Source organism: Rothia sp. HMSC069C01, from assembly GCF_001814655.1.
Lineage (GTDB): Bacteria > Actinomycetota > Actinomycetes > Actinomycetales > Micrococcaceae > Rothia > Rothia dentocariosa.
The window spans coordinates 346,309-368,294 of record NZ_KV817408.1 but is presented as its reverse complement, the minus strand read 5'-3'; the positions used below and the strand labels follow the sequence as shown (position 1 = coordinate 368,294).

General features: G+C 51.5%; 21 protein-coding genes and 1 tRNA gene. 3 read left to right on the top strand and 19 right to left on the bottom strand.

What is annotated here, in order from left to right; genetic code table 11:
• Positions 1–43 precede the first annotated feature (43 nt).
• On the bottom strand, positions 44–535 hold the full coding sequence (locus HMPREF2981_RS08345) for a hypothetical protein (protein ID WP_070662297.1): 492 nt from the start codon (positions 533–535) through the stop codon (positions 44–46).
• Between the two features lie 144 nt (positions 536–679).
• Between HMPREF2981_RS08345 and HMPREF2981_RS08340 the strand changes: the two genes are divergently transcribed.
• Complete coding sequence (locus HMPREF2981_RS08340; RefSeq protein ID WP_070662294.1) at positions 680–1,636, top strand: polysaccharide deacetylase family protein; 957 nt, start codon at positions 680–682, stop codon at positions 1,634–1,636.
• 204 nt (positions 1,637–1,840) lie between these two features.
• On the opposite strand, the gene HMPREF2981_RS08335 is transcribed toward HMPREF2981_RS08340, so the two are convergent.
• The 5 genes from HMPREF2981_RS08335 to HMPREF2981_RS08315 form a co-directional block, all read right to left on the bottom strand.
• Positions 1,841–2,488: a DsbA family oxidoreductase gene (locus HMPREF2981_RS08335; RefSeq protein WP_070620584.1), complete on the bottom strand. Its 648-nt coding sequence runs from the start codon at positions 2,486–2,488 to the stop codon at positions 1,841–1,843.
• A 69-nt stretch (positions 2,489–2,557) separates the two neighbouring features.
• Entirely contained in the window at positions 2,558–3,463 is a 906-nt protein-coding gene (locus HMPREF2981_RS08330; protein WP_070620587.1) for a polysaccharide deacetylase family protein, read from the bottom strand.
• A gap of 109 nt (positions 3,464–3,572) precedes the next feature.
• Complete coding sequence (locus HMPREF2981_RS08325; RefSeq protein ID WP_070662850.1) at positions 3,573–4,151, bottom strand: excalibur calcium-binding domain-containing protein; 579 nt, start codon at positions 4,149–4,151, stop codon at positions 3,573–3,575.
• 269 nt (positions 4,152–4,420) lie between these two features.
• Positions 4,421–4,888 (bottom strand): P-loop NTPase family protein, encoded by a 468-nt coding sequence (locus HMPREF2981_RS08320; protein WP_048755294.1) that lies wholly within the window; start codon positions 4,886–4,888, stop codon positions 4,421–4,423.
• 23 nt (positions 4,889–4,911) lie between these two features.
• The gene (locus HMPREF2981_RS08315; protein WP_048755293.1) at positions 4,912–6,189 is read right to left on the bottom strand and encodes a glutaminase; all 1,278 of its coding nucleotides are present in this window, start codon (positions 6,187–6,189) and stop codon (positions 4,912–4,914) included.
• Positions 6,190–6,495: 306 nt separating this feature from the next.
• Between HMPREF2981_RS08315 and HMPREF2981_RS08310 the strand changes: the two genes are divergently transcribed.
• Positions 6,496–7,269, top strand: coding sequence for an SDR family NAD(P)-dependent oxidoreductase (locus HMPREF2981_RS08310; protein ID WP_048755292.1), 774 nt, complete (start codon positions 6,496–6,498; stop codon positions 7,267–7,269).
• A 244-nt stretch (positions 7,270–7,513) separates the two neighbouring features.
• On the opposite strand, the gene HMPREF2981_RS08305 is transcribed toward HMPREF2981_RS08310, so the two are convergent.
• The 10 genes from HMPREF2981_RS08305 to HMPREF2981_RS08260 form a co-directional block, all read right to left on the bottom strand.
• A tRNA-Ala gene (locus HMPREF2981_RS08305) sits at positions 7,514–7,586 on the bottom strand.
• A 161-nt stretch (positions 7,587–7,747) separates the two neighbouring features.
• The gene (gene rsfS, locus HMPREF2981_RS08300; RefSeq protein WP_048755291.1) at positions 7,748–8,179 is read right to left on the bottom strand and encodes a ribosome silencing factor; all 432 of its coding nucleotides are present in this window, start codon (positions 8,177–8,179) and stop codon (positions 7,748–7,750) included.
• A gap of 70 nt (positions 8,180–8,249) precedes the next feature.
• A complete protein-coding gene (locus HMPREF2981_RS08295) occupies positions 8,250–10,181 on the bottom strand; it encodes a hypothetical protein (RefSeq protein WP_070662291.1) in 1,932 nt (643 codons plus the stop codon).
• On the bottom strand, positions 10,174–10,923 hold the full coding sequence (gene nadD / locus HMPREF2981_RS08290) for a nicotinate-nucleotide adenylyltransferase (RefSeq protein ID WP_013399181.1): 750 nt from the start codon (positions 10,921–10,923) through the stop codon (positions 10,174–10,176). Before nadD ends, HMPREF2981_RS08295 begins: the two co-directional genes overlap by 8 nt.
• 17 nt (positions 10,924–10,940) lie before the next feature.
• Entirely contained in the window at positions 10,941–11,171 is a 231-nt protein-coding gene (locus tag HMPREF2981_RS08285; protein WP_004004816.1) for a hypothetical protein, read from the bottom strand.
• A gap of 143 nt (positions 11,172–11,314) precedes the next feature.
• Complete coding sequence (gene obgE / locus HMPREF2981_RS08280; RefSeq protein ID WP_070554390.1) at positions 11,315–12,913, bottom strand: GTPase ObgE; 1,599 nt, start codon at positions 12,911–12,913, stop codon at positions 11,315–11,317.
• A gap of 159 nt (positions 12,914–13,072) precedes the next feature.
• On the bottom strand, positions 13,073–13,330 hold the full coding sequence (gene rpmA / locus HMPREF2981_RS08275) for a 50S ribosomal protein L27 (protein ID WP_004004819.1): 258 nt from the start codon (positions 13,328–13,330) through the stop codon (positions 13,073–13,075).
• Between the two features lie 40 nt (positions 13,331–13,370).
• Positions 13,371–13,682, bottom strand: coding sequence for a 50S ribosomal protein L21 (rplU, locus tag HMPREF2981_RS08270; protein ID WP_006887214.1), 312 nt, complete (start codon positions 13,680–13,682; stop codon positions 13,371–13,373).
• A gap of 399 nt (positions 13,683–14,081) precedes the next feature.
• Positions 14,082–17,696 (bottom strand): Rne/Rng family ribonuclease, encoded by a 3,615-nt coding sequence (locus tag HMPREF2981_RS08265; RefSeq protein WP_070662288.1) that lies wholly within the window; start codon positions 17,694–17,696, stop codon positions 14,082–14,084.
• A gap of 469 nt (positions 17,697–18,165) precedes the next feature.
• Positions 18,166–18,405 (bottom strand): nucleoside-diphosphate sugar epimerase, encoded by a 240-nt coding sequence (locus HMPREF2981_RS08260; RefSeq protein WP_238382412.1) that lies wholly within the window; start codon positions 18,403–18,405, stop codon positions 18,166–18,168.
• Between the two features lie 159 nt (positions 18,406–18,564).
• Between HMPREF2981_RS08260 and ndk the strand changes: the two genes are divergently transcribed.
• Positions 18,565–18,978 carry a nucleoside-diphosphate kinase gene (gene ndk / locus HMPREF2981_RS08255; RefSeq protein ID WP_048751441.1) on the top strand — a complete coding sequence of 138 codons (414 nt, stop codon included), beginning with the start codon at positions 18,565–18,567 and terminating at the stop codon, positions 18,976–18,978.
• A gap of 78 nt (positions 18,979–19,056) precedes the next feature.
• On the opposite strand, the gene HMPREF2981_RS08250 is transcribed toward ndk, so the two are convergent.
• From HMPREF2981_RS08250 to HMPREF2981_RS08240, 3 genes are all read right to left on the bottom strand, one after another.
• On the bottom strand, positions 19,057–19,731 hold the full coding sequence (locus HMPREF2981_RS08250; protein ID WP_048751442.1) for a vitamin K epoxide reductase family protein: 675 nt from the start codon (positions 19,729–19,731) through the stop codon (positions 19,057–19,059).
• A gap of 213 nt (positions 19,732–19,944) precedes the next feature.
• Complete coding sequence (locus tag HMPREF2981_RS08245; RefSeq protein ID WP_246825421.1) at positions 19,945–20,376, bottom strand: DUF4233 domain-containing protein; 432 nt, start codon at positions 20,374–20,376, stop codon at positions 19,945–19,947.
• A 25-nt stretch (positions 20,377–20,401) separates the two neighbouring features.
• On the bottom strand, positions 20,402–21,970 hold the full coding sequence (locus HMPREF2981_RS08240) for a bifunctional folylpolyglutamate synthase/dihydrofolate synthase (RefSeq protein ID WP_070662282.1): 1,569 nt from the start codon (positions 21,968–21,970) through the stop codon (positions 20,402–20,404).
• Between the last annotated feature and the right edge of the window lie 16 nt (positions 21,971–21,986).

Sequence of the window (21,986 nt, the reverse complement as noted above, 5' to 3'; positions counted from 1 at the left end):
CAGCCGATGAAGGAACAAGTATCAGTTCAGTGCTCACCACTTTCTAGTGATGCTCAGACTGCCCGGATTCTTCAGTATGCAGCTGGAATGGACCTGAGCTGAGTTTTACCTGGCAGTACGCCGAGCCTTTACCTTCTGACTGTTCTACGTGGTGCACAGGCTCTTCTTCACCGGTAACTTTGATACCGCATTTCACCACGTCATTAGGGTTATCCGCATAAACAGCTACCTGAATGACCTTGCCAGCCAACTCATGGTTATCAGTCGAAGTCAGTCGGTAGTAGTTAGTCTTCGCTTCTAGACTCTGTTCGGCAGAGTTGATTTCTTGACCGTCTTGAAAGATCCGAAGCTTTCCAGTTTGAGCCTTATAACCATTATGTTCACTGCCGTTTAGGATCTCGGCAGAGACGGTAATATCGCCGCGATTTCCATAGTCTGGAGCGGAATTCAGAGACAAACCGGGCACAACTTCTGCGGAGCACCCGGTGAGTAATGCAACCGAAGCGGCCACAACGAGAGTAATTTTCTTGACCATATGTCCATGGTAACAGTAGGCTAAAGGCAAAAACGCTAGATGATGCAAGGTTTCAGCATTGTATCCGTACTAGTTAAAATCTGACACTTTCGCAAAAGCGCCGATGGTCTTCTCTTGAGCTAACCGCACGTTATCCTTAAGAGTATGCCGCACTCTCCTTCACGCCGTCTGCTTCTCGCTGGTTCTCTCGGTGCATTAGCACCGATTATTTTTGCGTCCACGCCCAAGACTATTACTGCGACTACTGGCGATTTTTCCTCTACCGCTCATGAAACACAGGATAATGTTCCTGAGTCGCTCACGTTCTCTCCCGCAGCGCCGCCAAAGCCGAATGAAGGTTTCAACGTAGCAGCTATTGCGAAACAGCCGTGGTCTGCCCCTATGACCCGCCTGCCGGGTGAAGGACGTTATATCGCGTGGACCGTTGACGATGGAGTCAGCCCAGAAACAATTCGAGCCTACGCAGAATTTGCTGCGCGTACCGGTGTGCGCCTAACCTTCTTTGTCAATATGACCTATGTGGGGTTCACTCAAAATGTTGATGTGCTTAAGCCGCTAGTGCAAACCGGACAGCTTCAAATTGCAAACCACACCTTTAGTCACCCCGATTTAAAAACTCTCAAAGATGATCAGATTAAGCACGAACTAGAGAAGAACGAGGCTGAGATTCAAAGAGTTTTTGGGGTCTCGGCAAAGCCTTATTTTCGTCCCCCCTACGGCAGCCATGATGCGCGAGTGCTCAAAGTAGCCGCTAGCGTAGGATACACGCGCCCGGTGCTGTGGGAGGGAACTCTCGGAGATGAGGCTAAAACCTCAGCGCGTGTTATCTATATGCGATCGCTCAAATACGTTCTGCCGCAACGAATCCTGTTAGGGCATCTGAATTTCACGACCATTATTCCGCTTCTTGATCGTCTTGCTGGGCTAGTCGCCGAGCGTAAGCTCATCACGGTCACACTCAACGACTATTTTGAGGGGCTAACCGAGGAAGAACGTAAGGCCTCCGAGCCAAAACCCGAAGATAAGAAGGACGAAAAGAAAGAAGAACCAGCTTCCCCAGCTCCGGCCGCGGGATCTGGCCTTGGCACCACCGGAAATTAGAAACATACAGGATTTTAAGAAATATATGCATCTTTGACCGTAGGTACAACAAACGGTTAAAGAGGCACATGTTTTGATCCAGCGTCATTCGCTTTGGCTGCCGTAGGAACAGCCATACCCACCGAATCCACAGGTTGTTCCTTCCGCTCTCCCCTGGAGGCGTCAGAGCTTTGAAGCCGTGTTCGGTCGTACGGGGCTCATAATTTAGGGCTTGTGAGTTTCGGCCCAAACCCGGTTGAGTCCTTCCAAAATTGCTGCAGGCGGTTGAGCCCCGTTAATAACCCACTGCGCCTCGACCAAAAAGAAGGGAACACTCGTAATACCCAATTCCTGTGCCACACGTTCGTCAGCGCGCACGTCCTCAGCATAGTGATCAGCCGCGAGTATTTCATCAACTTGACGTGAATCGAGACCGATTTCAGCGGCAATCTTCCGTATGGACTCGTGTTTTTCGATGGAGCGTCCCTGCGTAAAATATGCTTTTTTGAAAGCCTCTTGAGCCTCTGCGGCTTTTCCCTGTGCAGTTGCGTGATGAATAATACGGTGGGCATCAAAACTATTGCCGTACTTTGCGTTGCGCCAGTTAAAATCCAAGCCCACTTCTTGGGCACGTTCTGCTATTCCTTCTTGGGTAGCGATAGATTCCTCTAGGTTGAGAGAATATTTCGCGGCAATACGTTCAGCAAGCGGCAAAGCATTATCTTCCCGGGCATTTTGGTCGAGCTCAAAGCTATGCCAACGAACCTCTACTTCATCACGGTGCTCAAATTGGGCGAGAGCTATTTCAAAATTCCTCTTACCTAAATAGCAGAAAGGGCAAACAATATCTGACCAAATATCTACGCGCATCATGTACCTTTCAAGAGACTAACGATTACGCTGGTAAAACTTGCACAGCACTAATTTATCCCAGCGTACGTTCTACCCGTAATAGTCGCGCAAGGTTACGGGGGTAAGATTCCGTTCGCCCAAAAGCATTTTGATCTTATCGAGCACTTCAATAACTCCGGGGTAGTTCAAATGGCCAATGAGAATAGTCTGCGAGTTCGCATATTTTTCGGAATATGCGTATATTTCTTCGGCAGGTATGGGTGAAGAATCAGCTAAAGACCCGTACCAGAGAACCGCCCTGTCGAATCCTACACTTGCCGCAGCCTCAAGCACACGAGAATCATAGTATCCATATGGTGGGCGGTAATATGGTTTAGAAGACACGCCGAAAAGCCGCTGTATCTCTTCGTCATTTTTCGTTAATTCTTCGGCAATTCCTGCATCATCTAGTGTAGTCAGCGCCGCATGCGACCACGTATGATTGCCGATTTGAATCTGCCCTGATTCTACCAACGGTTTAAGAACGTCTAGGTTCGGTTCAAAAGCGTTATATGACCCGTTGATAAAGAAGGTAAGCCGGGTTCCCGTTCGGGCGGCAAAATCTGCATAGGCGCGCACAACATCAGGGCTTTTCCCGTCATCAACGGTCCAAGCAATATAGTTCCCTGCACCTTCCAAAGCGGTTTGCGGTTCATCCCACGGGTGCGCCACCTCTATGGGATTTATCGACTCCGGCAAGGCCGCTTTCTGCGGGTCATCCTCTTCTGAGGAATCTAACGCTGGCGCCGAAGATGCAGAGGACGAATCTACCCATGATGCTGATTCTTCAACGCCTGCGACCTTTTCATCTCGTGTTACGGCATAAGGCACGCCTGCGCCCAAAAGCGGGGTGAGCATACCTAAAACGGCCGCTCGGCGTGGTATACGGGTGAAACGATCCGCCGAATTACGATGTGGAGTTTCTTTGCTTGGACTCTGGTGTTTATATGGGTACATATACTTCTACCCTATCGTGCTCTCGTGCAGAGACATAGTGCTTTTACATAACTTATAAAGTTGGGCGGGAGCGTTCCCACCCAACTTTTTATAACGTAGTTATTAGGGTTTATTTCTTTTTAGGTTCGCAAGCGATACCATCACCATCTGAATCAAGATGAGTTCCATACCCCGGCTGTCCACGATATAAAGGCGCAGCCCCTGCCGCCCGTACAGCAGCACAATTTTTGTAATAGACACCACCGCCGTTATTTACAGGCGCAGGCTGTTCTGGAACCGGGGCAATATGTCGCTGCTGCGCCGAAGTCTGTGCAGGCACAGGAGCAACAGGTTGCTGCTGCACGGGATCATGTTGCTGTTGAACCGGAGAAGGTTGTTGAGCTGTCTCGGGTTGCGGGGCAGAAGTAGAGGCGTCATCAAGAGGTACCTCGACAACATCCTCATGCTGTTCAGCGTCAGCAGTGGCAGCTGGTTCTGGCGTTACTTCAGAAATAGTAGGAGAGGTAGTTGGAGTAGGGGTTGGTGACGGAGTTATGGAAGCCGTAGGGCTTGCAAAGGTGCTCGTAGAGGCCGTCGCAGAGATTGATGGGGATGAAGAAGGGGTTTGTTCTTTGCGGGCATTATTGCCGGAGCATCCGGTAAACAACACAGCACCAATAAGCGCCACCGCGACAATGTGGTTTCTCATATACATTTGTTCCTCATGAATGAGTGGTGAATAAATCCTCATGGAGAGCTACCATAGCTCTCTGTACTAGTTTAGCCTAAACTTATGGTCTCTAATTACTCCGTGTTTTTATATTTGAGAAATTCCCAATGGAGTCGTATCTTGACATATGTTTCTTAGAACAGGTTCATCATTATGAAGTTTTTATCTCTGAGTTATAACGAATGTCTTCTTCAGAAGATCTTCGGTTTTTCCCTAGAAGCCTCACAAAATTCAGCATAATATTCTTGCTATCGAAGGTTTTCGAGAAAATTATCGAGCTCGGCAGGAGCACAGAACCGGTATATATGGGCTTGTACTTCTGGATGCGCGCATGCCGCCATAATACGCGGCAAGCTGTCGCGCCTATAGCGCAGAATCCATTTCCAAAATTCTAGGTTCTCCGGGGAGCGCCGTAACGCACGCATACCGCATACGAGAGCGCTAAAGTCCAAGAGAATAACCGTGTCTGCCGCCTTGAGCCGTTCTAGTAGTTTGGTATCATACACGCCTAAATCACCGTCTATAATCCATTCAGGCTCAGAGATGATCTGCTGATGAATAACATTCCACTGATCTACTGGAGTAGGCGTAAGGCCTTCATCCCAGAAATACTGGTCTAGCTCGAAAACAGGTAGTTTATAGCGGGTAGCAAGATAGGAAGCCAGGGTACTTTTACCGGCACCACCGCGGCCTAAAATAGCAATACGTTTCATCATGACACCTTATAAATTCTCAAGAGCTAATAGTGTTCGAGTTCGTCAATGCTGCCCAATACGGCAACATCCATAGCTTTCAAGGCCTCAAGATTTGTAATAGTGTCATCTTGATCAATCAGATATACAGTGTATCCCTCGTGTCTCATTCTTCTCATAATTTCTAGAAGCATATGCTGGGCTACCTCATCCACAGAATAAACTCGGCTAATATCGAGTGCTATTCGTGTTCCCGTGTAGTGTGTATCAACAATTTCACGGATAACTCGCTCTGCACCGGCAAATCTAATTCTGCCCTGCAGTTGAATTACCTGGGTTATTTTCTCACCGGAGCCTATTCGGTAGTTAGCTCGTATTGCGGACCGAGCAACAGTGGGTATGTTCATAACGTGCATGCCCATATCTGAGGAAAACCGTTCGAAGAGAGATACACCGCGCACGCTGTTGCCGTGTACATCTAGGCGTGGTGAAAATGTTGCTAGTCCCAGCTGGCCCGGTACGGCGCCAATAATTCCCCCGCCTACCCCACTTTTAGCGGGAATTCCGACCTGCGTTGCCCAGTCCCCTGCAGCGTTGTACATACCGCAGGTGAACATAACACTCAGTACCTGGCGCACCACTGTCTTAGGTACTACCTGTTCCCCGGTAACGGGTTGAATTCCGTAGTTTGCCAGAGTTGCCGCCATCATCGCCAAATCCTGCACGGTTACCAGCAAAGAGCATTGACGGGTGTAGCCTTCGACTACACCGGTGGGGTTCTCCGTGAGAATGTCGTGACTGCGAAGCATATGAGCGATCGCTAGATTACGATGCGCGTGCTCGATTTCAGATGAGTACACCGCTTCATCAACGTCAAGGGAACGGCCAGCGAAGGCAGAGAGCCCAGAAATCACACGTTCCATACGCTCTGCCCGATTCATTGTTTCTGTACCGACTAAAGAATGCGTGGTAATTGCGCCGGCGTTAATCATGGGGTTTAGCGGACGACCAGAGCTGTCTTCAAGGGAGATCTCGTTGAAGGGTTCCCCGGACGGTTCAACTCCAACTTTGTCTAAGACTTTCTCAAACCCGCGATCAGCAAGGGCTAAAGCATACACGAAAGGCTTTGAGATGGATTGAATGGTAAATAGCGAATCAGTATCGCCGGAAGCATAGAGTTCCCCATCGACCATAGCTATAGAGGCACCAAGACGTTCAGGATCAACCTCGGCAAGTTCAGGAATATAGTTCGCAAGCACACCCGTTCTATCGGCCGCAACGCTTTGGAGGACTTCGTCAAGGTAGCTCGGTATCGGTGAATGCATGAGTTTCCTCCTGAAGGACAATATTTTCCTAATACACGGCGTGAGGTTCTTGGGCGTAGAAACTTCATGCGTCTTCGCTGTGGCAAGATTCCGCCTATGTCCCAGCTTCTTGAAGTTTAGCTTTTACGCCTTAAATACTCCAAATATGGCTTAACTATTCCATCTGTTCGTAAGTGTATTCCCCTTTCCTCTTCCCAGTGGCTAGGGCAAATTCTGCTTTCAGGTAGTTTTTCGTGTCCTGCAGGTCTTTAGCACGACCGTATATTGTAGCTTTGACATTGATACGAAAATTAAGAAAGGAGAATCATGGCTACATTAATTACTGGTGCTTCCTCGGGCATTGGAGAAGAATTTGCACGTCGCTACGCTGCCCAAAAGCAAGATCTCGTACTCGTTGCTCGCAGCCAGGATAAGCTCAATAAGCTCGCCGAAGAGTTCGAGTCTCAGCATGGTATTCGAGTCACCGTCTTTGCTCTCGACCTATCCGCGCCGGATGCGGCTGAGCGGCTCTGGGAAGAAACGAACCGTGCTGAGCTAGAGATTGATGTACTTGTCAATAATGCAGGGTTTGGAACCTCCGGTGACGTCGCTGATGAGAGCCCTGAGCGTCTGGAACAAGAAGTACGCCTTAACTGCCTCACGTTAACAGGTCTGACGGCTCGGTATCTACCCGCCATGCGTGAACGCAAAAACGGAACCATCATCAACATTGCTTCGACTGCTGCCTTTCAGCCACTGCCCCATATGGCGGTGTACGGCGCAACCAAAGCATTCGTGCTTTCCTTTACTGAAGCGCTCTGGTCCGAAACCCGAAAAGACGGCATCCGCGTACTTGCGGTCTGTCCCGGCCCCACCGATACCTCATTCTTTGAAATCGCCGGTGAATCTGCAGCAGTCGGAAAAATGCGCTCTGTCCATCAGCTGCTAGACAACACGTTGCGTACTCTAAAAACCACGAAACCCAGTTTTGTGGATGGAGTGGGGAACGCCATTGTGGCGCGATTTGTAACCCGTGTGGTGCCTAAGCGCTTCGTTATGACAATAGTCGATCGTGCGCTCCAACAGAGGAGCTCTCAATAAGATGCATACCCCTCTCTTCCCTGGATGAAGGAGCATATTCTTTAAACTCTTTTTAGAATCTTAGCTAGGTTTTTAAATGTATTGTTCGGGGTAATCGCCATACCCCTCTTATCTCTTCGCACTATTATTTCGTGTAAGGGACAAATACTATTACGCGCCAAAGGTACATTCATGTGAAAGCACCATGTACTGTTAGAAAAATAATAAAATACCGCCCAGTCCTTTCGGACCAGACGGTCAATAGTGGAGATAAGGGGACTCGAACCCCTGACCCCCTGCATGCCATGCAGGTGCGCTACCAGCTGCGCCATATCCCCTCATATAGTTTTGCGTTGCCTTAGCAACAGAAAACATAATACACATCTTTCTGCCAGGCATGCAAGTTCTCGCACTGGTACAGACATAAAATACGGGGCACCGCCGAAGATACCAAATTCTGGTATGCCTCAGCGGTGCCCCACATGATGCAACAAAATTGTTACTCGTCAGCAGGAACGACCCGAGATGCTTCCTCTTCGCTTTCGCCTTCTAGATCAAACGGAACTTCATGGGTAACACCTAGTTCAATACGCGGAGCCTGCGCCCACAAACGATCCAGAGCATAGAACTCGCGATCTTCTTCATGCTGAACATGCACTACGATATCCCCAAAATCTAGGAGAATCCAACGACCAGATGCACGTCCTTCTCGGCGTACAGGCTTCAAATCAACCTGTTCTCGAAGCGCATCCTCAATTTCATCAGCAATCGCATTGACGAGGCGCTCATTATGTGCCGAAACTACCAAGAAACCGTCAATCAGCCCCATAGCGTCAGAAGCATCCACCGCAAAAAGCTGGGTTCCTTGTTTTTCTTCCGCCGCTCGGGCGGCAATGCGCAGAGCCTCACAAGAGGACTGTGCAGCAGTCATTTTTTCCTTTCTTGCCGTCAGATTTCTCTGACGGACAGGCGCCAAAGCAAGCAAATGCTTATGCCAATCGTTACCTTTGATTGGAGATAAACATATACACACCCAGAATAGCTAGGATAATGCACCCGATAATTACAACCCAGGACAGCAGGGACAAGGACTTATTTTCGCTTGTCTCAATGGATTCGTACTTTGACACTGTTTCATCCGTATTCGTTGCAGGAACCTGTTTCATACTTGCAGTATTTCCAAGCCTACGAGGAGACTTAGCAGCGTTAACCTTCGCAATCGAGGAGGTCATCGCCTTTTCTGTACGTGCAGACACACGCTGTGCGAGTTCAGTTGCTTGGTCTGACGTCAGGTTCTTGCCATCGTTTAGAGCTTTATCAAAGCCTGGCTTATTCTTCGAAGGTGCAACAGGCTTTGCATCCTTATTCTGAGGCGATGGCTTAACAGCAGAAGTAGAACCCGTTGCCGGAGATTTAGCGGGTGTAGAATCAGACTTCTTCACCTGCGAGAGCGAACCAGTACGCGCATTTACCTTCGGGGTGGCGCCGGTACGCTCGGAAACCTTCGGAGTCGAGCCAGTACGATCCGAGACCTTCGACATCGAACCAGTACGAGTAGGTACCTTAGGCACAGACCCAGTACGCGAAGAAGACACCTGCGAGACGGAACCTGTACGGGTGTTCACCTTCGGAGTCGAGCCAGTACGATCCGAGACCTTCGACATCGAACCAGTACGAGTAGGTACCTTAGGCACAGACCCAGTACGCGAAGAAGACACCCGCGATACAGACCCGGTACGCGGTGAGACCTTGGGGGTTGATCCGGTACGATCGGACGCCTGCGATGGTGAATCTGCGCCCATCGGATTCTGTAAACGGACAGTATTCCAGGGGTTTACAACCTTCGGAGCTGCATCTTTCTGCTCAGAAACCTTGGGGGTTGATCCGGTACGATCCGAGACCTTCGGCATAGATCCAGTACGGGCAGGAATCTTAGGAACGGTACCGGTTGCCGACGGTTTCCGTTTAGCAGAACCGTTCTTTGCCGCTTTCTGTGCAGGAAGAGCACCAGTCTGAGCATGCTGCGCCGAACTCTTTGCTGCGACGGTATCGTTTTGTTCCTTAGCCTCAGAGCCAGCTTGAGCGGATGCGCTATCTTGCTGAGATTTTTCGTCCAGAACCGACAGGTCAAGTCCCTGAGCATCCATCGCGCGGATGGGTGAAGGAAGGTTCAACGGCACAGGAGCAACATTAATGCGGTTCTCATCGGCTTCATTCTGCACATCAGCTGTATGACGGCTTTGCTGAGCTTTAGAGTCACTGGATTTTACCGTAGGCTGCGGTGCAGTTGCCGGGCGAGCCTGCGAGGAAACAGTTTGATCCTCGGTCTCAACGATCTCAGTATCTTCACCCTCGACAACAGGCTCATCGCGCACCATGTACTGGTGCATCTTCGGGGAATTATCAGGAGAAATAATTGGGATTGACGAGGTGAACGTCAAATCGTCTGCCTCCACATGGAGGGAATCCTGAAGCAGGGAATCTTCCGGCTGTGGCTGAGGAGCAGGCGCCGGAGGCGCGGCAGGGGCAGCAGCTGGCGCAGGCTTATTAGCTTTAACCTCTTCCGGGCGAAGAGCACGCATAGTGCTGGTTAGCGGCTCAGGTTCATGCAGTTTCTCTTCATCATTCGCATTCAGCTTAATAGACCCCTGAGTAGCGAGTGCAGCAAAACGACGCTGTACCGCCAAAACGCGTGGATCTATATCGTGGGTATTTGCCAAAGACCCCATATTCTCAACAGGGTTAGGGCGCTCGCCACGACCCATAGCGCGCAGATAGTTCGCCACGTCTTCGCGATAACGTGCTAGACGGCGCGGACCCATCACACGCGTGGGAGGCGGCACCTCAATGCCGTCCTCAGTCACGTATGTTTCGTAGAGGTACGCGTCTCCCTCGCTGTAGGGCTTCTCTTCTTTGCCCTTAGCTTCAGCCATGTAAAACCTCTTGTTCCATTACTTTGTCTTCACTAGTTGGTTGAATATCTGTTGAGTCTTTCTGGCGAGGCAGCCCGCCGCCGTAGTGCGTGGCAGCATCCTCAGGAGAATACAACCGATACTTATTGATGTACTGCACCACGCCATCAGGAACCAAATACCAGATAGGGGCACCCTTAGAGGCGCGTTGGCGAATATCGGTTGACGATATTGCCATCGCGGGAATTTCAAGTGTGGTAATCTGCCGTCCTTCGCCTAACGGAGGATCAAGCTCGTGTCCCGGACGGGTCACTCCCACAAAGTTAGCCAACTCCCACAGCTTATGAGCATTACGCCACGTCATGATCTGGCTAATCGCGTCTGCACCGGTGATGAAGAAAAGATCTGCATCGGGTCGCAGAGCACGTAGTTCATTAAGGGTATCAAAGGTATACGTTGCGCCGCCACGATCTATATCTATCCGGCTTACCGTAAATCGTGGATTAGATGCAGTCGCAATCACCGTCATGAGATAACGATGCTCGGGATCGCTCACGTGCCTCTCCCCCGTCTTTTGCCACGGCTGACCAGTCGGTACGAATACTACTTCGTCAAGATCAAACACCGCCGCAACCTCGCTGGCGGCTACTAAATGCCCGTGGTGAATAGGGTCAAAGGTGCCGCCCATAACTCCTAGACGTACACGCCCAGGAGTTCGCGACGGAATCGACTCAAGGCTGAGCCGCAGAGCTTGAAAAGTCACGATACTTTCCTTAGCGACTAGCGGTTATGCTTCTCGCTATAGCTACGCAATGCCTGTGCTTCGTCACCCTCCATGAGCTCCGGTGTGTGATCGGGTCGTACAATACCGCGTCCGCTGTACGAGAGAGTAACAAGCAGCAGAACGGTAAATACGACGGCAGCAACGATGCCGTAAACATAGGTCGGGATGCCGTTAAGCATTCCCGCAGTGTGCTCAGCACCGTGAGCTGCTAGGACAACCGAGTTCATGTGTGTGCTTCCTTTCGATGGTTAAGCTACTCTCTATGCTACCGGTTAGGGGCGAAAATACGCGAAACGACGGGCCTATATATGCGTGATAGTTGAGACATCTTCGCAAGTCGTCAGGCTGCCTAATTCCCCGATTTACCGGGCTACTGTTTGGCCTCAGGCATATCAATACCTTCAGCTTTACCTTTTTCCTTGAGCTTACGGCGATATTCCACCGATTCAGTCCACACACCCGCAACGCGCTCTTGCTCAAGCTCGGCGCGAGCCTCTGCTTTTGCATCCATGCGTTCCTTATATTCCTCACGTTTTTGGGCTCGGGTGGGGCGAATAATCTCTTCGAGGCGAGAGTCAGTACCACGAGGGGAAGACAGAAGTTCAGCGCCGCCTACCATAGTGGGTTCCCAGTCAAAGACCACGGAGTTATCATTTTCACCGATAACCACGGCATCTCCGGCACGGGCACCGGATTTAAAGAGTTCGTCCTCAACCCCCAGTTTTGCCAGGCGATCCGCCAGGTAACCAACAGCTTCATCATTATTGAAATCGGTCTGCTGAATCCAACGCTCTGGTTTCTCCCCAATAACCCGAAAGAGCGGCTCCAAATTACGTTCTTCGCGGCGAATAATAAATTCTTGTTTTTTCTTGGAGCGGAATCCCTGGGGGCGAATAACTGGGGCTTCAATCGTAGAATTATCTTCTTGAGTAACACGCTTCTGACGGTCTTCTTCCACAAGGTTTGCCATTGCAAAGATGAGCGGTTTAAGCCCTTCATGGGATGCTGTCGAAATTTCAAAAACTTTGTACCCCATGTTCTCAAATTCAGGTCGCACGAAATCGGCAAGTTCACGCGCTTCAGGCACATCAATTTTATTGAGAACAATGATCTGGGGACGGTCATTGAGCGGCACAGTTACCCCAGCAGTGGGGTCTACCGCATAGTTTTCTAGCTCACCGCGAATAACTTCAAAGTCGCTGATGGGGTCACGCCCGGGTTCTAAAGTGGCGCAGTCAATCACATGCACTAGTGCGGAGGAACGTTCAACGTGACGTAAGAAGCGGTGGCCAAGCCCTTTACCCTCGGAAGCTCCCTCAATCAGACCGGGAACATCCGCAACGGTGTACCGAACATCACCTGCCTGCACAACACCCAAGTTTGGGATAAGAGTGGTAAAAGGATAGTCAGCGATTTTAGGCCGAGCCGCAGAGATAGCAGCAATCAGCGAAGATTTACCGGCTGATGGGTACCCAACAAGCGCAATATCGGCAATAGATTTGAGTTCTAGGACAATATCGGTTTCTTCCCCCGGAATACCGAGGAGTGCGAAGCCAGGTGCTTTACGTTTGGTGGATGCCAACGCAGCGTTTCCGAGACCGCCCTGGCCGCCTCGTGCAGCAGTATATTCGTCACCCACATGCAACAGGTCGGCAAGCACGTTGCCGTCACGATCTTTGACGACGGTTCCCTGAGGTACGGTAAGCACCAGGTCTTCACCGTTGTAGCCGTGGTGCATATCGCCGCGGCCGATATCTCCATTGGGAGCGTGTTGGTGCGGGCTGTGATGATACTCCAATAGTGTGGTGGTTTGGTTATCAACACGCAAAATCACGTCCCCGCCGTTACCGCCGTTACCGCCGTTGGGGCCGCCGAGAGGCTTGAACTTTTCTCGACGTACAGAGACACATCCGTTGCCTCCGTGACCACCGGATACATGCAGGACCACGCGGTCCACGAATTCTGCCACGGGTGTTCTCCTTCTGGTAAATTCCTGGTTCGCACAAGCCTAAAATACACGAGATTGCTTGAGCTTGGCGAGGGGGCGCATCCTCAAGTAGATGCGGAAAATCTTATGGTAAGAGGGGGTAGACTTTCGCCTACCCCCTCTTCCTAGCGTGAGCGAGTTTTACTCAGCTGCTGCCAGGATGTTAACGACCTTGCGGCCCTTGCGGGTACCGAATTCGACGGTGCCTGCTGCCAGAGCGAACAGAGTATCGTCGCCACCGCGACCAACATTCAGGCCGGGGTGGAAATGGGTGCCGCGCTGACGAACAAGGATCTCGCCTGCATTGACGGTCTGACCGCCGAAGCGCTTAACACCGAGGTACTGGGGGTTCGAGTCACGACCGTTGCGGGTGGAGCTTGCGCCCTTCTTATGTGCCATTCTGTTTTCCTACCTTAAGGTTTGTATCCGGTGGTTAAGATTACGCGTTGATTGCGGTGATCTTAACGGTGGTCAGCTCAGCGCGGAAGCCCTGACGCTTCTTGTAACCGGTCTTGTTCTTGTACTTCTGAATAACGATCTTCGGACCGCGCAGGTCTTCAATCTTTTCAGCAGTTACCTTGGCGGAAGCCAGGGACTTTGCGTCAGCGGTGATCTTGTCACCGTCAACGAGCAGCAGTACGGGCAGCTCGATGGTGCTGCCGGGTTCACCTGCAACACGGTCAAGGGTAATTTTGTCTCCGACAGAGACTTTTTCCTGGCGGCCGCCAGCGCGTACAATCGCGTATGCCACTTTGGGACTCACTTTTCTCGACATCTTGCTTCTTCGTATCTCACACGTGCAGACAGCCTGCGCTTTCATTGCTGTGCGCTCCACGGGTATCTCTCATGGTGAGTAATAAGGTGTGGATGCGGCCCGCGCTCCTTGTGGGATTGCCCAGTCGGATGCGCGCTCGGTCTGCCGGTGGTGTCTTCCGGAGATCCTCACGATGGGGAAAACCAGAAGCGGTATCTCCCGCTGACCCTGCGTCGATAGGGCTTCACTGAGATAAATACCAATCGTTAAGGATACTGTATGCGCGGGGTCATGCGCAATTGTATCCCTATACTAGAAAATAACGTTGGCAATACAGCCTCTAGTCCTGTATTGCCAACGTTATATTCATCATCTGCGGCAAGGAATCATATACGGTTAGTCTTCCTTACCAACCCGCTTAATATCTGCAGCAGAAACACCGATACCGAAGAGAGTCGGAGCCTCAGATTCGACAGGTGCTTTCGCATCTGCCACAGAAGCCGAAGCCACGACCGAACCGTGAGCCGACTCGGTGGCGTCCACCGTCACGACATTTGACTGCGCGCCCGCCGACGAAGCGGCTCGACGGGAGCGACGTTTACGCGGTGCAGATGAAGCAGCTGGCGCAGCTATCTTCTGCTGAGAACCATCTTTATCATTCTGAGTCTCAACCGAGTTAGAGGCAGACCCGCCGGGGGTAATCACACCGGACACACGCGGCGCACTGCCAATAACACCGCTTACACGGGAGGCCGAAGCTGACTCTTCCGCACGTTGCTCCTGCCCTCGGCCTGAACGCTCCTTCTCAGAGGAACGGCGCGAACGGCGGCGCTTACGCGGGCTCTCGTGCACATCTTCAACCTGCAGATTCTCACGCTCGGCGCGAGGCGACTTCTGCTCTGCTGAAGACTCGTCACCCTGATTTGACTTAAATCCACCGCTCTCGCTGCGGGTAATGCGACCAGCCTTCTGGGAGGCACGAGCCTTCGCCTCTCCAGCACGAATAGCCTCCGAACGGGAAGACTCACGGGTAAACCGAGCATCATGTTCTGGATTCAAATCACGATCAAATGCCACAGCAAGCTGTTCCAGTGTGAAGTCACCCTGCTCACCAATCCAATCGGTCTCGGTTACCTCAGCAACCTTGTCCTCGCGGGATGAGACTTCGCGGTGTGCCTTCGCTCCCGCTTTGATGCCTTGAATCTCCTGCTCCAGCGAAAGCTCGGCAGTTTCGGTACGACGAGAGCGCTTACGACGTTTACGCTTCTTACGGTTTGCTTGGTCCTCAGCTTCAAGCTCGTCAGCCGAGTGCGAAGCTGCAGCAATAGAGGCCATAGCGTTGCGGCGCTCTGCCTTCTTCTCGTCCTTCTCTGAGTCCACGCCCTCAGCGGCATCACGGGTATTATTGCGCGAAGCCGCTCGTGAACGCTTACGTTCGGTGCGCTCTTGACGGTGAATGAAATCGGAGGCACCGCCGGAACGTCCGCTTAACGGCTGATCGTGCACCAGCAAACCGCGTCCACCGCATGAGTCACATTGCTCAGAGAAGACCTCAAGAAGACCTGTTCCCAAACGTTTACGGGTCATCTGCACAAGACCCAGCGAGGTTACTTCAGCAACCTGGTGCTTAGTGCGGTCACGCCCCAGGCACTCGATCAGACGACGCAGCACAAGATCACGGTTCGATTCAAGCACCATATCAATAAAGTCGATAACGATAATGCCGCCAATATCACGCAGACGCAGTTGACGCACGATCTCCTCTGCCGCCTCCAAGTTATTCTTGGTGACGGTCTCTTCAAGGTTACCGCCGCTACCGGTAAATTTACCGGTGTTAACATCTACCACGGTCATAGCTTCGGTACGGTCGATCACCAAGGAACCCCCCGAAGGAAGATATACCTTGCGGTCTAGTGCCTTCGCCAGCTGCTCATTAATGCGGTAATGGTCGAAAAGATCATCTTCGTCCTCCCACTTCTGCAGGCGTGAGAGCAGATCAGGGGCAACATAGGTCACGTAGGCCTCAATAGAGTCCCATGCGCTCTGGCCTTGCACGATCATAGAGGTGAAATCCTCGTTGAAGACATCGCGCACGGTCTTAATCATCAGGTCAGGTTCTTGATAGAGCATTTCGGGGGCAAGCACCTTGCGGGAATTCGCTTTTTCCTGAATCTCTTCCCACTGCGCGCGCAAGCGATTAATATCGTGGGTCAGCTCTTCTTCGGATGCGCCTTCCGCTGCAGTACGCACAATCACGCCCGCGCCATCGGGCAGCTTATCCTTCAAAATCTTTTTGAGGCGTGCACGCTCGGTATCGGGGAGCTTACGCGAAATACCGGTCATTGAGCCGCCGGGCACATACACCAGAAAGCGTCCGGGAAGCGAAACCTGACTCGTCAAACGCGCGCCCTTATGACCGATTGGGTCTTTGGTCACCTGCACCAGCACGGAATCGCCCGGTTTAAGTGCATTCTCAATCTTGCGGGGTGCACCGTCAAGACCGGTAACATCCCAGTTCACTTCACCCGCATAGAGAACAGCGTTACGACCGCGCCCAATATCGACGAATGCTGCCTCCATGGACGGAAGAACATTCTGCACTTTGCCAAGGTAAACGTTCCCAATCAAGGAATCCTGCTGGGTTTTAGAGACAAAGTGCTCTGCCAGCACGCCGTCTTCGAGAACTCCAATCTGAATGCGCCCCTCTTTTTGGCGCACAAGCATCTGACGATCTACTGACTCGCGACGCGCCAAAAACTCTGCCTCGGTCACGATGTGACGACGGCGACCCAGCGATCGGGACTCGCGGCGGCGCGCACGTTTAGCTTCAAGACGGGTAGAACCACGCACGCCAGTCACGGTGTCAGAAGCATGAGAATCTGCAAGGCGAGGAGTGCGGACCTTGGTAACGGTCTCAACCTCGTCATTGGCGTTACCTTCAATTTCTATATCTTCGGTTCCACGACGGCGGCGGCGACGGCGGTGACTCGTCACCTCAGCTTCAGCTGCTGCCTCTTCACGACGGCGCTCCATACGATCGCGGCGCTCTTGTTCCAAACGCTCGGCACGCAAACGCTCGCGCTCCACAGCGACTGCAGAAGCAAGCTCAGAAAGCTCAGTGGGTTCGGGCGAATAGAATAGGGGCATAGCGCCCGGGCGCACCGATTCGCGCAACTGCGCAATCTTCTCATTCTGTACGTCACGCAAAGTTTTTGCTGGCTCCGCCGTTTCCTCTTCGTCTGACTTTTCATCTTCGAATGTGCTGGCAGTGCTCTCTTCGTCTGTCGGCTCAGAAGTCTCAGCTTCATCCTCTTCAGCGTCGTAGGTCGCTTGAGGCTCAGAGTCTTCATCGTTCTCTGCCACTAATTCCTTTGACTGGATGGTATGAGGCTCGTCAGCATCTTTAGTGTTTTCTTCCGAAGATATCATGGCTGTCTTATCTTCTTGAGCAGCTTCTTCAGTCTGGGCTTCTTCACGGTTATCAGAGACAGGCTCTGCTACCTCAGTCTGTTCGGCAAGTTCGGACACCTCAGTGTCCACTTCGGGAGAGGCAAGGTTTTCGGCAGAAGAATCGCGGGTTTCAGTTTTCTGAGATTCGGGTTGGGGCATAGTTTCATCAGCTGATGCTGCAGACTCGGCGGCTTGGGTAAAAAGAGTATCAAGAGTGTTCGCGACTTCTTCGGCAGAGGCCGCAGCCACAGTCTTCCTTGGTGCAGGGGCATGCTTAGCCTTCTGATTGCGTAAATCCGTTAACCCAGCCGCAACAGCGTCTTCGGGCGTGGGTTCAGCAACTTTCTTAGCGCGCGATGAGTTCTTACGACGCGATGCTGCCGATACTGCAGATTCACTATCCTTCAGGGGATCTGCCTGCTTTTCAACCCGGGTATTATTTTTTTCCTGATGAGTTCTCATCGTCTCGCCGGAGACATCCTGTTTATCAGCGAGAGAGATCATGTCAGCAAGAACATCCATATTCATGCTAGATTGATGGGCGTTCTTTTCGTCAGCCATTCTTTTCTTTCTTCTTCCTTCAAGAATTTTACGCCGCATCGTAAAACTCTCTGCATCAACGCGTTAGCGTGTCATAAGCCTAATTACCAAGAAATACGTGGCTCAAGCCTGCTCTTTGTGTCTGCCTTCGTTTGCTTCCGGGCGTACAAGACGGCGAGCACGAAGTCGGCTTACTCCGCAAATACGGCGGATGCGTTTCTTCATGATGTTCTCGGCCAGTATGTTTAACCGAGATGTCACTAAGATACCAATGCCTGGGGTCATCATCCGCTAACGTCTTATCTGAACTTTTGCTATGACGGATGCGCGTGCACGTTCTCTCGGTCAATATACTGGGTATCTTTTATGCGTGCGGGGCATAAAAATGTACCGCTCATCATTATACCGTGTGCAATCCAGAACACCCCATACATGCATAAAAAGCGCAACATTGGTGTGACCAACATTGCGCTTATAACGAGAGTAAAACCTAGCCGAGACCTAGTTCAGCATCACGTTTTTCGCGTGCTTTCTGCGCCAGTTTTGGGTTACTAGGCAGATACTCTGGCCCGGAACCTGTGGCAAAGGGAATACCGAGGATGAAAGCGAAAGGAGCTGCGATCAGTAAAATAACCCACACCATCGAGAACTTTCCTGCGGTCAGAAAGAGTAGCGCCGCCAAAAAAATTACTGCTGATGCCAGCATCAATGTTGTGCCAAAGCCTTTCACGGATTCTCCTCGGTGATTGAACAATAACGCTACGATTATACGCCTCTTCTTAAAAATTTCGATGGCGTATCTTGGCTGAAGCACACATGTCGGCACCTCTTTCCCCTATGATATTGAGCAACCACCACAGAATGACCGCAAACAAGATAGAGGAAAATTATGACCGAAAAGACCCTAATTCTGGTAAAGCCTGACGGTGTTGAACGCGGGCTTATTGGCGAGATTTTGAGCCGCTTTGAGACTAAGGGTTACGTGATTGAAGGACTGAAAATGCTTCAGCCCACCGAAGAACTTCTCGCCCAGCACTATGCTGAGCACGCAGGCAAGCCTTTCTATCGTTCCCTCGTGGATTTCATGGTTTCTGGTCCCGTGGTCGCCGCTGTTCTCAGCGGAGATCGTGTAATCGAGGGTGTACGTACAATGCTGGGAACCTCAGACCCGACAACGGCAGCACCGGGAACAATTCGTGGAGATTACGGACGTGATTGGGGCGAAGGTGTGCAAAAGAACCTGGTGCATGCCTCAGACTCCCCCGAATCTGCAGCCCGTGAGATTGCTCTTTGGATGTCTTAGAGTTGAAACCATATAACAGTGAGGGTGGGTCTTCCATAATCTTCTGGAAGACCCACCCTCACTGTGTTTACATAAAAATTAGCGCATCATATTCATGATCACGTCGAAGAAGCGGATCACAATAATCCCAAAGATGAGAATGAGCACCAAGGTGATAGTAAACCAGCTCCACGTACCGATACTCTCACGAATATTTTCAGGGGCAGGAATAACGCTATGAGAAATATTGCGTACCGTCACCTTTACAAACATAGTAATCGTCATAACCCACACGATCATGCAGAAAAGACATAGTGCGTTAATGTGGAAGGTAGTCTCAAACCAGAGCCAGAAGACAAACGCTGTCGCGAGCGCTAAGCCGATGTTGGTGGCTACCCAGAACCATTTTTTGAAGGTAGCTCCTGCAAGCATGGCGGCGGCTATCGTCATAACGATGGAGAACCCTATGAGTCCGATGAAGGGGTTGGGGAATCCAAAGGCTTCAGCTTGCGGGGTACGCATCACGGTGCCGCAGTTAAGAAGGGCGTTGATGTCGCAGACCGAGGTATGCCCCGCATCCACGAAAATCTGAAGACGCTCAAAAACAAGGGTTGCCGATGAAGCCAGGGCTATAGCTCCCGTCATAAAGAGCCAGATCGCTAAGGAACGCTCCGATCCTTCTGCCGTATCTCGCTCACGAGAGGAAACCTGGGAGTCTATAACATCTTCAGATAGTAGATCGTCGGTTTCCGATGTTTGCTCAACGGCACCCATGTGCTGCTCCTTTACATATACCTGTTTATCGGTGATAAGTGACGCATCATACCGCAGCCGCAGCATGATGCGTTAAACCCTTTGTAGCTATCCTAACGTGTTCGGCACCTAGGGTTAAGTTTCTCGTCATAAAGACAGGGATTTTTATACCTATATCTTGGTGTTGCCAGCGATCATGGCATAATCGCCTGTATCGTTGTTGCTTACTCACTCTCATGTAAGTTTTTTACGCTCCCATTCTTCTTGTTCGGCGGCGCGTATTTCGTTTTCGGCATCGATGCGGGTACCGGCGTGTAGCGCATACCACCAGCAGGCAACAAATGGGATTATTACCACGAGCGAGAAGGGTAACGCAATGACTGAGGCAAGAAGCATGGTGCCTTGAAGCGCCCAACCAGCCGAGTATCCCCATGGTTTTATCAGCTTAGCGGGTAGGACCATACACGCACCGGCAAGAACCAAACCTGCAACCCAGATTATAATTTTTACAGTGCTCGGATCGTTGAAATGAAGTCCGAAAACGGCTAGTGTGCCGAAGAAAATCGTGAATGCTTCGAGTACCAAAATGGTGGAAGCAAACATGACTTTCGTAGAACGTGGTTTCTTAACCGTCCCGGGCTTCCAATCCCGTTGAGCGCGTGTCATAAACTGCTTTTTTGCCATAATGGTCTTAGCTTTCCTCAGGATTATCGGTGCCGTCTGCCAGAGGCAATCCCAATGAGTCTTCTAACGGGATTTCACGAGGTTCCTCCCCCGCCAGCTCAGCCATAATCTCGCCGAATAGTTCATCGGAATCGGTTTCTGCAGCCTCAGCGAGTTCCTCAGGCTCGGCGTTGTGCTGTGCAGTGGATTCTTGGGCGGGTTGTGCCAGCAGGGTACGCACCTCCCCAATGACCGTGACCGATCCTGTTACCAACACACCAGCAGATTCCTGCTCAAAGAGGGCGTTCTCCATAGCGGTGGCAAGCGCCTCATCCAAGTGGTCACATACCGTAATAATGTCTTCGTCGAACCCGGCGTCGAGGGCAATCTCTTGAAGTTCTTCCGGGGCAATGGCTCGGGAAGAATCTGAGGCAGAAAGATACAACCGGAATGTGGCATCGGTTGAGTCTACGTATTCTTCACGAAGCACTTCAAAAATACCGAGAGCGTCTTTTTCGCCTAGAATACCGACGACTGCATGCACATGGGACAGTTCAAATGCCTCTTTAAAAGCCGTAGATGCGGCGCGCACCCCATGCGGGTTATGAGCGGCGTCAAGCACTACCAAAGGCTCGCTACGAATCATCTCAAGTCGCCCTGGCGAACGTACCTGAGCAAATCCGGCGAGTACTACATCTCGCGCAAGGGCACGATCCCCACCGAAAAATGCCTCGACTGCGGCAAGAGCTAATGATGCGTTCTGCCCCTGGTGCTCACCGTGTAGGGGGAGCTCAATATCGGGGTATTCTCCTGCTAAACCTCGGAGAGTCAAAAGCTGCCCCCCGACCGCGCGGGCACGCTCAAGCACACCAAATTCAACACCTTCGAAGGCGTACTTGGCGTTCTGCTTACGAGCAGTATCAAGGAGTATGGTCGCTACTTCAGGGTCTTGCGCCGCAGAAATAAGGTATCCGTCGGGTTTAATAATCCCGGCTTTTTCCGTTGCAATCTCAGCCAGAGTATCCCCCAGCATATCGGTATGATCAAGGCCAACGGGTGCCACGACGGAGACAATACCGTCGGCTACATTCGTAGAATCCCACGAACCACCGATCCCGACTTCTAGAATCACCACGTCCACGGGCTCATCGGCAAAAATAGCGAAAGCAAGCACGGTGATGGACTCAAAGAACGTAAGTTTTGGTTCTCCGCGTGCAGCAAATTCTTCGTCCACAAGAGTGAGGTATGGCAAAATTTCATCCCAAACGCGCACGAACGTGGCATCAGGCACCGGTTCACCGTTAATGCTGATGCGCTCAGTAACGCTTTCGAGATGCGGGCTAGTAAAACGCCCGGTGCGCAGATCATGAGCCAACAAAAGCGATTCAATCATGCGGGCGGTACTGGTTTTACCGTTAGTTCCGGTGATGTGGATGACCGGGGCGGCGCGGTGCACATCCCCGAGGATTTCAACGGCTCGACGAACCGCATCTAGCCGGGGAGCCATCTTATTTTCGGGGGCACGTGCCAGCAATTCACCGTAGACGCGTTCAACCCCTTCGGGATCCGGGATTGCTGGGTAGCTCATCTCGCTCATAGTGTTCTTTCCTTGG

What these genes read in the sequence shown, in the direction of transcription:
- HMPREF2981_RS08345 (WP_070662297.1), bottom strand. Translation starts at nt 535, where the DNA reads ATGGTCAAGAAAATTACTCTCGTTGTGGCCGCTTCGGTTGCATTACTC.
- HMPREF2981_RS08340 (WP_070662294.1), top strand. Translation starts at nt 680, where the DNA reads ATGCCGCACTCTCCTTCACGCCGTCTGCTTCTCGCTGGTTCTCTCGGT.
- HMPREF2981_RS08335 (WP_070620584.1), bottom strand. Translation starts at nt 2,488, where the DNA reads ATGATGCGCGTAGATATTTGGTCAGATATTGTTTGCCCTTTCTGCTAT.
- HMPREF2981_RS08330 (WP_070620587.1), bottom strand. Translation starts at nt 3,463, where the DNA reads ATGTACCCATATAAACACCAGAGTCCAAGCAAAGAAACTCCACATCGT.
- HMPREF2981_RS08325 (WP_070662850.1), bottom strand. Translation starts at nt 4,151, where the DNA reads ATGAGAAACCACATTGTCGCGGTGGCGCTTATTGGTGCTGTGTTGTTT.
- HMPREF2981_RS08320 (WP_048755294.1), bottom strand. Translation starts at nt 4,888, where the DNA reads ATGATGAAACGTATTGCTATTTTAGGCCGCGGTGGTGCCGGTAAAAGT.
- HMPREF2981_RS08315 (WP_048755293.1), bottom strand. Translation starts at nt 6,189, where the DNA reads ATGCATTCACCGATACCGAGCTACCTTGACGAAGTCCTCCAAAGCGTT.
- HMPREF2981_RS08310 (WP_048755292.1), top strand. Translation starts at nt 6,496, where the DNA reads ATGGCTACATTAATTACTGGTGCTTCCTCGGGCATTGGAGAAGAATTT.
- rsfS (WP_048755291.1), bottom strand. Translation starts at nt 8,179, where the DNA reads ATGACTGCTGCACAGTCCTCTTGTGAGGCTCTGCGCATTGCCGCCCGA.
- HMPREF2981_RS08295 (WP_070662291.1), bottom strand. Translation starts at nt 10,181, where the DNA reads ATGGCTGAAGCTAAGGGCAAAGAAGAGAAGCCCTACAGCGAGGGAGAC.
- HMPREF2981_RS08285 (WP_004004816.1), bottom strand. Translation starts at nt 11,171, where the DNA reads ATGAACTCGGTTGTCCTAGCAGCTCACGGTGCTGAGCACACTGCGGGA.
- rpmA (WP_004004819.1), bottom strand. Translation starts at nt 13,330, where the DNA reads ATGGCACATAAGAAGGGCGCAAGCTCCACCCGCAACGGTCGTGACTCG.
- HMPREF2981_RS08265 (WP_070662288.1), bottom strand. Translation starts at nt 17,696, where the DNA reads ATGGCTGACGAAAAGAACGCCCATCAATCTAGCATGAATATGGATGTT.
- ndk (WP_048751441.1), top strand. Translation starts at nt 18,565, where the DNA reads ATGACCGAAAAGACCCTAATTCTGGTAAAGCCTGACGGTGTTGAACGC.
- HMPREF2981_RS08250 (WP_048751442.1), bottom strand. Translation starts at nt 19,731, where the DNA reads ATGGGTGCCGTTGAGCAAACATCGGAAACCGACGATCTACTATCTGAA.
- HMPREF2981_RS08245 (WP_246825421.1), bottom strand. Translation starts at nt 20,376, where the DNA reads ATGACACGCGCTCAACGGGATTGGAAGCCCGGGACGGTTAAGAAACCA.
- HMPREF2981_RS08240 (WP_070662282.1), bottom strand. Translation starts at nt 21,970, where the DNA reads ATGAGCGAGATGAGCTACCCAGCAATCCCGGATCCCGAAGGGGTTGAA.